The sequence below is a fragment of the Terriglobia bacterium genome (assembly GCA_036496425.1).
Lineage (GTDB): Bacteria > Acidobacteriota > Terriglobia > 20CM-2-55-15 > 20CM-2-55-15 > 20CM-2-55-15.
On sequence record DASXLG010000209.1, the window covers coordinates 1 to 10,880 of the forward strand.

At 57.2% G+C, this 10,880-nt stretch carries 9 protein-coding genes; 6 read left to right on the plus strand and 3 right to left on the minus strand.

Annotated features, from left to right (window positions below; all coding sequences use genetic code 11):
* The coding region (locus VGK48_15175) for a type I-U CRISPR-associated protein Cas7 (protein ID HEY2382516.1) at positions 1 to 537 on the plus strand (537 nt) is incomplete at its 5' end.
* Entirely contained in the window at positions 534 to 1,976 is a 1,443-nt protein-coding gene (gene csb2, locus VGK48_15180) for a type I-U CRISPR-associated protein Csb2 (GenBank protein ID HEY2382517.1), read from the plus strand. The genes VGK48_15175 and csb2, both read left to right, overlap by 4 nt.
* 428 nt (positions 1,977 to 2,404) lie before the next feature.
* Here csb2 and creD read toward each other — a convergent pair whose 3' ends face one another.
* Positions 2,405 to 3,763, minus strand: coding sequence for a cell envelope integrity protein CreD (creD, locus tag VGK48_15185; GenBank protein ID HEY2382518.1), 1,359 nt, complete (start codon positions 3,761 to 3,763; stop codon positions 2,405 to 2,407).
* 167 nt (positions 3,764 to 3,930) lie between these two features.
* On the opposite strand from creD, the gene VGK48_15190 reads away from it, so the two are divergent.
* A complete protein-coding gene (locus VGK48_15190) occupies positions 3,931 to 4,209 on the plus strand; it encodes a UPF0175 family protein (protein ID HEY2382519.1) in 279 nt (92 codons plus the stop codon).
* Between the two features lie 702 nt (positions 4,210 to 4,911).
* Here VGK48_15190 and VGK48_15195 read toward each other — a convergent pair.
* Positions 4,912 to 5,451: an FtsX-like permease family protein gene (locus tag VGK48_15195; GenBank protein HEY2382520.1), complete on the minus strand. Its 540-nt coding sequence runs from the start codon at positions 5,449 to 5,451 to the stop codon at positions 4,912 to 4,914.
* Positions 5,441 to 6,598: an FtsX-like permease family protein gene (locus VGK48_15200; protein ID HEY2382521.1), complete on the minus strand. Its 1,158-nt coding sequence runs from the start codon at positions 6,596 to 6,598 to the stop codon at positions 5,441 to 5,443. The genes VGK48_15195 and VGK48_15200 overlap by 11 nt, the downstream gene beginning before the upstream one ends.
* Positions 6,599 to 6,885: 287 nt before the next feature.
* On the opposite strand from VGK48_15200, the gene VGK48_15205 reads away from it, so the two are divergent.
* From VGK48_15205 to VGK48_15215, 3 genes are all read left to right on the plus strand, one after another.
* Positions 6,886 to 8,880 carry a hypothetical protein gene (locus VGK48_15205; protein HEY2382522.1) on the plus strand — a complete coding sequence of 665 codons (1,995 nt, stop codon included), beginning with the start codon at positions 6,886 to 6,888 and terminating at the stop codon, positions 8,878 to 8,880.
* A gap of 164 nt (positions 8,881 to 9,044) precedes the next feature.
* The gene (locus tag VGK48_15210) at positions 9,045 to 9,989 is read left to right on the plus strand and encodes a hypothetical protein (GenBank protein ID HEY2382523.1); all 945 of its coding nucleotides are present in this window, start codon (positions 9,045 to 9,047) and stop codon (positions 9,987 to 9,989) included.
* A 2-nt stretch (positions 9,990 to 9,991) separates the two neighbouring features.
* Positions 9,992 to 10,813 (plus strand): energy transducer TonB, encoded by an 822-nt coding sequence (locus VGK48_15215; protein HEY2382524.1) that lies wholly within the window; start codon positions 9,992 to 9,994, stop codon positions 10,811 to 10,813.
* Positions 10,814 to 10,880 lie beyond the last annotated feature (67 nt).

The following is a 10,880-nucleotide window of genomic DNA, read 5'->3' on the forward strand; positions in this document are numbered from 1 at the left end:
TCCCTGCTTGAAGGGGGACGCGTCCGGGCACCACGTGCCGTAACAGGATTCATCGAAGCAGAAAAGGTCGTACGGGTCGTTTCCGGCGGAGTGAAAAACAGTCCGGTCGACCCTACAGGAAAGACGCAGGTCGCCGATCAAAAGGCTGAAACCGGAGTATATAGCAATGTGCCGTATGCTCGCGTCGAGTACGTCGCCGATAGCATAACCGCTTATTTCAATCTGGATTTGGCACTGATCAGAGGTTACCGGCTGGGAGCGCCTGCCGTGAACCTCCTCATTGCGCTGTCGTTACTGAAGATTCGACGCTTCTTGGATACCAGTTTACGATTGCGAACGGCATGTGATTTCACGGTTGAAAACATTCGAGCGACTGCCCCGAAAGAGTTTGAATTACCGTCCGCCGCTGAATTGCTTCGAGAGGTTCAAGAAGGGATCAAATCCTGCGCGCCATTGTTCGCAGATCCTCCGGTTACGCGGCTCAAAACGAAGGTCAAGATCGTTGAGAAAAGTGAGAAGGCAGGCGCATCTGCATGATCTCGATTCGGCTCGTATTTACCGCTGGACGCTATCACGCAACCCCGTGGGGACGTCATGTGAACGAGGGCGCGTCCGAGTGGCCACCTTCCCCGTACCGGCTCCTCAGGGCCTTATTTGACACCTGGCAGCGCAAATGCCCTGAGCTCGATAAAGATATTGTCCGGGGTCTCTTGCAGGTGCTCGCAGCCAGTCCACCAAAATTCATTTTGCCGCGCGCCGTAGCAACCCACACGCGTTCGTACCTGAGCGCCAATGCGCTCGATCCGACTGATAAGAATCTGGTTTTCGACTCCTTTCTGGTCTTCGACCGGCAGCACGAGTGTTTTATCACTTGGGAAAACTTGGACCTCGCCGCTGATCTTCGATCAACGCTTCGCCAACTGCTGGAAAATCTGAATTATCTCGGGCGCTCGGAATCATGGGTTCACGCCGAGATTCAGGACAACGTCCCCAAGGAGGGGAATGTGTGCGATGTCGTAGACAAAGCCGGTCACTCAGGCGAACTTGTATCGGTCGCATGCGCCGTGCCGACAGCCGAATACAACGCGAAAGTACCTTGGATGGACGCTCTCACATTTTCGACGACTCAACTCCTGAAGGAACACACCAGCTCTCCTCCACTGTTAAAGCAGGTCCGGTATCTGCGTGCCGACGACTCCATTTCAACCGATCCTCCGTCACTAAAAGCGGCGATACCGAGACAGATAGGCGCGGTTCTCTTAAGTTTGGATTCCACCGTTTTGCCGCTTGTCACGGCGACAGTTGAAGTTGCCGAACAGATTCGAACCCGATTGATGGGCGCACACAAGGCTCGAATGGGCAATGATCCCACGAAGGTGTCTTCCGTATTCAGCGGGAAATCCGCGGATGGCAGCAAGCGGTTGGATCATGGACATGTTTATATTCTTCCGTTGGAATCCAAATCACATGAGCCCAATAAACAAGGCCGTATCGATCGCGTGCTCATTCTGAGCCTCTTGGATTGCTTCAAGCAGGATGAGCTCAGGGCGATAGGGGGTGTCACCGAATTATGGCAGGCGGGAAATCGTCCCAAGGTCAGGTGTGTAATAACGTGGCAAGGACCATCGACCGAGTCTACCCAACGGGTGTGGACCACGGAAGTGGAGAGCGCGACGCCGTTTGTTCCTCCAAGACTGTGGCGAAAGGGTCGGGACTTCCGGCAATTCATCCAAAACGAGGTCGAGCGTGAATGCCGGAATCACAGAATCAATGCCAGTCTCCAGCCAGTCGAACCGATAAACAAAATAGGAAGCGGGCGTTTTGACGTTGTCGAGTATCGCCGCAACAGGAAGGAAGACCCTGTTCGCCGCGGATACTCTTTCCGCCTGATATTTTCGGAGCCCGTCCTCGCCCCGTTCGCCATTGGTTACGGAGCACATTTCGGTCTTGGCCAATTTCTACCTACACCAATCTGAATATCTGAATTGGCTTTGTCCGCCGGAACATCTTGTCTTTGCAGAAATGTAGTGCGGCAGATTCGTTGAGATTGGACAGATAGTTTTGGCCCCCCTTGAAACTTATTCGGCCTTTGTTATTATTGAGTTGTTGCTGTGGTCAGCTCTACTTATTGGGCTGGCCCGGCCTATATGAGGCCCCGAAAGGGGCCTTAACTTATGTAAAGGCTCGCAATCTTTGTCGATGTAGGCCATTTCTCACCTCAGCCGGTTTTTGTGCAAAGCCCGAGCCGCACAATCTTCGGCGGCGCACCATCGACGGCACTGCGATCCCGAAAAATCCGTATCTTTCGTAACGATCACAAAACCATGCTCTCGGGCGAAGTCCCAAATCTTCCGGTCGCTCGCCCCACGCAAGCGGGCGTGGCTGGATCGCAGCTGACGCTGGATTAAACGGATTCCGTCGACTCACGTGCAGTATTGGCCGCCGAATACCAATTCACGCGCCGAGTCAGGAACATGATCGCGCCGAGGATAACGAATAACCCGATGGAGCCCACAAGCAATGCCGCGTCTTCATTGGTAAGGAGTACGAAGAGATAACCATACAACACCGTCACCGTCGCCGAGATAACTCCAGCCAGGCGCACGCGGCCGAAAATCACGCGGCTGTACGCCGCGATCATGCCGATGACCGCAAGGCTCGCGACGGAATAGGCGACGGGAAACGTCAAATGTTCCGACAGCGACAGCTCGAGCAGGTAAAAGACGCAGAGCGCCGCGCCAAGCAACAAATATTGAATTGGATGCACGCGCACTCCGGCAGTCACTTCGATCAACCATGCGAACGCAAAGGTGAGGAGGATAAATAGAATCGCGTACTTCACGCTGCGATCAGCCATCCGATAGTGATCGACGGGGTCCGCCATCTCCACGCCAAAGCGGGATGCCGCGATAGGTTTGCGGAAATCCGAGCCGCGAGTCCACCACTGAGGATAGTCCCGGCCGAGGTATGAGAGCCGCCAGGTGGCATCAAACCCGTTTGCAGAAACTGTCCGCTCCGAAGGCAGCCAGTTCCCCTGAAAATTCGGAAATGGAGAGTTGGAGGCGAGTTGTACGGATGTGTCTTCGGCAAACGGCGTAAGATACAGGCCCACACTGCCGTTCAGCGACAGGGGAAACGAGAATTTGAAACTCGAATCCTCCGGGCTGACGTGAACGAGCGCGTGAATGCCCGAACCTCCTTCGGAAAATCCATTGGTCCCTGGAAGAAACTGCTGCGGGCTGCCGTTCCACGCGACTTCCGACTGGCCGCGGATAGCACGCACATCGGTGATGCCGATCGCGAGATGCGCACGATTCCAAAAGATACTGCCGGGATCGACGTCCACTTCAGCCAGGTTCGGCCGGCTGAATTCTCCTTCGACCGTCAGATCCGTGCGGTAGACGGCAATCGAAAAGATTCCGCGGCTGCGAGACTCCGAGTCGATCCGGCCCGTCACTTTCAACCGCTTTGGCAGAAAGACCGCATGACCCGTATCCTGGCGCACGACTTCCTTGCCGTTGACCGTCTCTACACGCCGTACGGCATAGGGCAGGATCAAGGCCGGACCTGTGAGTGTCTGTGCCCTTCCCCATTTCTCAGACACCTCTTCAATGGCGGCGTCTCTCCGTTCGTGCCGCTCCGAGACGAGAAAACCAATCATTGCGACCGGGATCAACAGAATCAACGCGAGCGCTCCTACCATACAAAGGCGCACCAGTCTCGAATTCTGCACGGAAGAAATCACCCCTTCGATCGACGTCATTCGTCTGTCCTCCAGATACATTTACTTTATATCACAAAGTACTTGCTTTAAGCTCGACGGCGATTCATCTTTCGCAAGGGAGTCCACAGGATGTGGGCTCAGTATGGAGCGACCTCCCCTTTCAAAATCGCCTACAATAGGCGCAAGACTGCAATAAGAGGAGCGTTATGTCCTTCACGGTGCGATTGGATTTGCCTCCAGATGTCGAGCAACGGCTTCGTCGCGAAACATCCGACCTGTCTGAAGGGGTGAAGGAAGCGTATGTTCTCGATCTTTTTCGGCGGGGAAAACTAAGCCACTACGAACTGTCACAAATCTTGGGGTTGGATCAATTCGAAACCGATGCGTATCTGAAACGGCACAGTATCTTCGAAGGATCTCTAACGCTGGAAGATCTTGAAGCGGACTTTCAGACGCTGCGGAAGATGAGTTCAAAACAGCCTTGACTGCTGGCCTTTCAGTCGCCGTTCCGGCCGCGCGATCTGCCTGTCAGGCTCAATTGTTACAATGCCTTACAGCCAAACCGAACGCGCCGCGCTGGAAATGGATTCATTTCCGAAAAAATCGGTCCATAAATCGCAGATTTGGGTTCGTTTGCCGGAAAATGGATCCAGTTTTTAAAAAACGAATCCACAAATGCCAAAACGGGATCCATTTTTGGAGAAATTGATCCAGTTTCCGAGAAATGAATCCACAAACGGCAAATATGGATTCATTTTCTGGACAATGGATCGAGTTTTTAAAAAATGCATCGACCAATCGCAAATCTGCATCCATTTTTTGGACAAATCGATGCGCTTTTAAGAAAATCGATCCATAAATGGCAAATTTGTATTCATTTTCTGGGAAATGCGTCCACAAATGGCAAACGTGAATCCATCTTTTGGAAAAATGGATTCATTTTTGAAAAAGTGAATCGAGAAATGGCAATTCTCGATCCATTTTCTGGAAAATCGATCCAGCTTTTAAAAATGTGCATCCATAAATGACAAAACTGGATTCATTTTCCGGGAAATGAATCCAATTTTGAAAAAATCAATCCATAAATCACAAATCATGATGCGCGCGTTGAAGTTATCGCTCATGCCGCAAAGCGATGAGCGGATCGACTCTCGAGGCGCTCCGTGCAGGCAGATAACCGGCGAGCGTCAGCGTGCTGACGACAATGGCCATGGCGCTGAACAATGCGACGGGGTCGTTCGGCCGGGTTCCGAAGAGAAACGATTGGATCCACTTTGCCGCACAACCAGCGTCGCCGGAACGCTGATCACGAGCGCCATCGCGATCAGAAATAACACGTCCCGCAGGACCATCCAGACGACGCGGCCGCGTTGAGCACCAAGGGCCATTCGGATGCCGATCTCGCCGGTTCGCCGTGCGACGTTGTACGACATGGTTCCATAAAGGCCGACGCAGGCAATCGTCAGCGCCAGGAGGGCAAAGGCGGTGCACAGCCGGGCGAACAGGATTTGCGGGCCGATCAACTGGTCAATCCGCGCGCTCTGGGTTTTGACGTCGTGAACCGGGACGCCGGCATCCGCCTGACGGACAATTTCACGAACCGCCTGGACATATCCGAGCGGATTACCGGAGGTTCGCAGTTCGTAGACCATTTGCCCTGGCGGCCCAAGCGCCGCCTGTGAAAACGGGAGATAAATGGTTCCGGGCGCTAATTGTTTAAGAAACACCGAGTCGCCTTTCAAATCGTTGCCGTACACCGCCGTTTCGGATACCGACAATTTCGATATCACAGCCCGGACAGGCGCGCGGCAATTGGATGTGGCGGCCGAGGGCACCGGCGTCGCCAAAGGCGCTCCTGGCAAAATCCTCATCGACGACCGCGACATACGGCAAGCCCGCGCGGTCATGCTCATCGATCTCACGCCCCTGGCGGAGCGGAATCTGCATGGTCGTAAAGAAATTCGCTCCGACGCTGAGCAAGCGCCTCGCCTTCGGGTCCGAGCCGGAAATGGCGACCTCCATGGCCGTGGTTCCTCCGCCGACCAACGGCTTCTGCGAAAGCGTGACGCTGCGAACGCCGGGAATGGCGGCGAACCCGTCGCGCAGGTCACTGTAGAAGCCGGCGATTTCAGAATCGCGATGGCCGGCCTGCCGCGCGTCGATCCCGAAAGTCAAAAGACGTTCCCGATTGAAGCCGAGTTGAATCGACTCCAGATTCGAGAGCGTTCGGATAAACAGCCCGGCGGCGGCGAGGATAACGCAGGTAAGCGCGATCTGCGCGACGACCAGAACACTGCTCAATTTCAAATGGTGGAAGATGCGGCGCTCTCCGGTGCGCGATTCTTTGAGGCCCGACAAAAGCGAAATCCGAGTCGATTGGAACGTCGGCGCCAATCCGAACAACACGCCCGTCATTGTCGAAAGCACACCGGCGATGGCCATGACGTGCCAGTTCAATTCCGCATGCAATGTGAATCTGTCGCTGCCATTCCCGATCAGAACAGTCAAGGCGTGGATTCCCCATCCGGCGACGGCAATGCCGGCTCCGCCGCCAATCGCCGCCAGCAGAATGCTTTCGGTCAGCAGCTGCCGCATGACGCGAAACCGGCCGGCGCCCATGCTCAGCCGCACCGCCATTTCCCGCTTTCGAGCCGTGGCGCGAGACAGCATCAGATTGGCGATGTTTGCGCAAACGATCGCCAGAATCAGAGCCACAAGAACGAGAAGGATATATAAAGGTCCGCTATATGCCCGCCGCAGCCCGCCTAATCCCTGCCCTCCATCGTTGACGAGCAAGGTCCGGGGATCCGTTTTCGCGTCGCTTCCGCTTCGGCTGTGTTCCCACGCGTCGAACGGCCTGGCTGACGCTGACACCCGGACGAAGCCGCGCCATGACGATGACCCAGTCGTAGTTCGGATCGACGTACCATCTGGCCGCCGGAAGAAAACGATCGCCCGCGTTCAACAGTAAATTGGCATGCATCGGCACGTAGATATCGGGCGTGATTCATTTGCGGAGAAATGAATCGACGACACCTGCGCAGGCGCGTTCGTATGAAGCCCCGGCAGCCGCAGCATCACGGTAAGACCTTGCATGAGTTCGCGGCGTGTGAGAGAACCATTCTCAAAGCGTGTCAGCAGATGGAAAGAGGAGTTGCTCGATGATTCGCAGAAGCCTTATTGCCGTTGTCGTTTTAATGTTTTTCAGCCCCGTCCGCGCGCAGGCGCAGGCCAGAACCGTTGCGGGCGAGTTCTCTGTCGAGCCGCCGACGTTGCTGTCGCTCGGCTTCGATTGGAAGGTCACCGGCGACGACAACCGTAACGCATCGGTCGACGTCTCGTATCGGAAGAGAGGAGAGACGGCCTGGAAAAAGGGCCTGCCTCTGCTGCGGCTGCAACACGAATGGGTGAACGGCGGCCCGACGCAGGCTTCGGACAATCCTCTGCTTCCGAGGACTCCATTCGACTGGGTGGTTCCGAACATGTTTTCCGGCAGCATCCTCAATCTCGAGCCGGACACCGAGTACGAGTGCCGCTTCGTGCTGACCGATCCCGACGGCATTTCCGGTGACACCTCGAAGAATGTAACGGTCCGCACGCGCAAAGAGCCGATGCCGGCGGCAGGAGGCAAGACGTATCACGTGTATCCGGTGGACTGGAAGGGTGAGAAACAGGAGCCCGCATTCACCGGCCTGATGTCCGCCTATTACATGGGCACGTCTCATTACGACTACGAGAACGCGTGGCCCGCGCGCGTGAAGCCGGGCGACGTGATTCTCGTACACGCCGGCACCTACGTCAGCGACCGTTTCCACTACATGAACGGGGCCGCGCGGCCGGGCTATCTCTCGCTCGGCACCGTGTTCGACGGGACGTATTACCTTACCGCGAGCGGTACGCCGGACAAACCGATCGTGATCAAGGCGGCGGGCGACGGCGAGGCGATTTTCGACGGCGATGGGGCGCAGAACCTGTTCAACCTGATGGCGGCAAACTACAACTATTTCGAAGGACTGACGATCCGGAATACGAACGTCGCGTTCATGCTCGGCATCAAGGACATTGCCGGCAGCAGTGGATTCACGCTGAAGCATTCCAGAATTTATGATGTCGGCCGCGCAATTCAAGACGACTGGTCGCAGTCGAAGAACTATTACATCGCCGACAACACGTTCATCGGCCGACACGATCCCGACAAGATGATGAGCTGGACCGGCGCGCTCTGGGAGAAGTTCCCGGGCTACCCGGAGCTGCTGACGAGTGAATATGCGATCAAGGTCTACGGCCAGGGGCACGTCGTCGCGCATAACTATGTCGCCAACTGGCACGATGGGATCGATGTGGCGACGTATGGCAATCCCGACGGCACACCCGATCCGATCCCCGACCGCCTGCCCGTGTCGATCGACTTCTACGGCAACGATATTTTCAACATGGGCGACAACTGCTTCGAAAGCGACGGCGGCGCGCACAACATCCGCGTGTTCCAGAACCGCTGCTTCAACGCTGCGTCGCAGGCTTTGTCGGCGCAGCCGATGTACGGCGGCCCTGTGTACTTCTACCAGAACCTGGTGTACAACACGCCATCGGGCGGCTCGCTGAAACTGGTCGCGACACCGGCCGGCGTGCTGGTTTATCAGAATACGTTCGTCGGCGAGCTGGTGGCGCGCGGTCCGGCGAGCAACCTGCACTTCCGGAATAACCTGATCCTGTCGCAGGAAGAGGCGGACCCGGTGTTTGCCGTCGGCAGCTACACGAGCTACTCATCTTCGGATTACAACGCGTTCCGTCCCTACCCCGGCAAAGACGACGCCTTCGAGTGGAATCTTCCGAAAGAGGGCGTGACGGCAGATTACAAGGCGCAACCCGTAGTCCATCGCTATAAGACACTAAAGGATTACAGCGATGCGAGCGGCCAGGATAGGCACAGCGTTCTCATCGACTACGACTCATTCGTCAATGTCACAATGCCGGATAAGTCGAACCCGCAGCACCTGTACAAGCCGGACGGCTTCGACTTCCGTCTCAAGCCGGGTTCACGAGCGATCGACGCAGGAATGGTCCTGCCTTCGATAAATGATGACTTTGCGGGGAAAGCCCCGGACATCGGTGCGTACGAGTCCGGCAAACCGCTGCCACACTACGGTCCCCGCTAGGATCGTCGCACAAAAAACTCGATTTCAACATGGTGTGTGAGCGACCCCCTGCCGGCCGCTTCGCGGCCGGCTCTCCCCCTGTAGCAGGGCGAGAGTTTACTGTCCCCCTCATAGAGGGGGACAGTCGCCCCGAAGGGGCGGCAGGGGGTCGCTCACACACATATGTGAAACTCGCTGCCCTGCTCCTTATTTTCATCTCATCTCCCGCCTTGGCTCAGTCGCGACGGCTGCTCGGAGGCAGCGCGGGCGGCAGCAAGTATCAATTCTTCTACGACACGCTGCTGGAGCCCTCGATTCCGGAGGTCGGGAATCTGGGCGGGGGCACGATCGGGGGCGAGGGCACGATTCACCGCCTGATGTGGGACCGGCGCCTGCACGTGTACTTCGGCTACGACGTTTCCATCGAGCCGCTTTCCGAACCGAACACGTACCGGATGAGCTTCGGCGAACTGACGTTGAGCGCCAACGAGACCTACGTGCTCGGCGGAGAACCGTCCAGCTGGACTTCGCTTCCCGCGCCCGACTGGGGCGGCCCCGCGGTGCGTACCGTTCGCGCCGGCGAAGTGCTCTCGCTCGATCTCCTGACGAACAACACCACGGGCCAGAAGATCGTCGACTATGTCACAGTCCAGGGACCGTCCGCGAAGCCCGCATCCGACCCGTGGCACGGCGACTTCATTTATGAGACGGGCGCGCCCAGGGATTTCCGGACCGACGATGCCGCGCTCGAAATCCGTCTGCCGCGGATCAGCTTGAATGGAGATACCGGGACCGCGGCCATCACCACCGGCGAGGTAGTGTACGGAGCAGCCGTCTGGTTCTACCTTCCGCTCCACGGCCGGTTCATCCTTTCGCTGACACCGCACGCCGATCTGGGGTTCCGGCCGGCCGGCGAAATTCGTGGAAGCTCGCTCACGTTCACGGTGGGCAACGACACCTTCAACCTGGTTTCCAGCGGCCGTATCGCTCCGGGCTCAGGGCCCTTCAACCTGTACGTCTTGAACGAACCCGCATGGAAACCGCCCGACGGGCAAGCCGATGCGCCCGCCTGGGGCTCCGCGGACCGCATGGAACAGCTGATTGCAAGTAAGAACTCCAATGAGAGATGACAATGATCGAATACAGAGAAGACACCAACTTTGCCTGGACGCCGCGCGTGTTATCGATCGGGATTCACGCCGCTCTTGTGGGACTCGCGCTGATTCCATGGGCCTCGCGGATAGCTGTTCTGCCGAAACTCAATGAGACGGCCGTCGTCCTCTACGAACCATTCACGGCGCCGGATAAACCGCTTGTGCTTCCCGGCCGTTCCGGCGGTGGTGGCGGCGGCGGAAAACATGAACTCACGCCACCCTCTCGGGGAGAGTTGCCGCGTGCGGCGGACAGACAGTTGGTTCCACCCGATCCGGAGCCGCCGAAGAATCCCCGGCCCGAGCTGATCGTCGAGCCGACGATCGTTGCGCCGCAGATCGCCGAACTGCGATCCATCACGCTTCTGAACATCGGCGATCCGAACGGTGTTGTGGGGCCGCCTTCTGCCGGCACAGGAGACAACGGGGGCGTCGGCACGGGCCGCAACGGGGGCGTTGGAAGTGGAGACGGCCCGGGAGCAGGTCCCGGACGTAACGGCGGCATTGGCGGAGACGGCAACCACAGCGGCGGAGGAGTGACGGGACCGAAGCTGATCTATCGCGTCGAACCGGAATATTCTGAGGAAGCAAGAAAGGCGCGGTTTGAAGGTGTCGTCATTCTGGAAGCGATCGTTCGCAGAGACGGCGGTGTCGATCTGATTCACGTGATACGGAGCGTCGGCCTGGGACTCGATCAGAATGCGGTCGATGCCGTCAGGAAATGGCGGTTCCGCCCCGCCACAAAAAACGGCTCGCCGGTGGATGTGCCTGTGAAGGTGGAAGTGACCTTCAATATCCGGTGAGTGCAATCCTTCAACATGGTGTGTGAGCGACCCCCTGCCATGCCGCAAGGCGGCCGGGGGTCGCTCA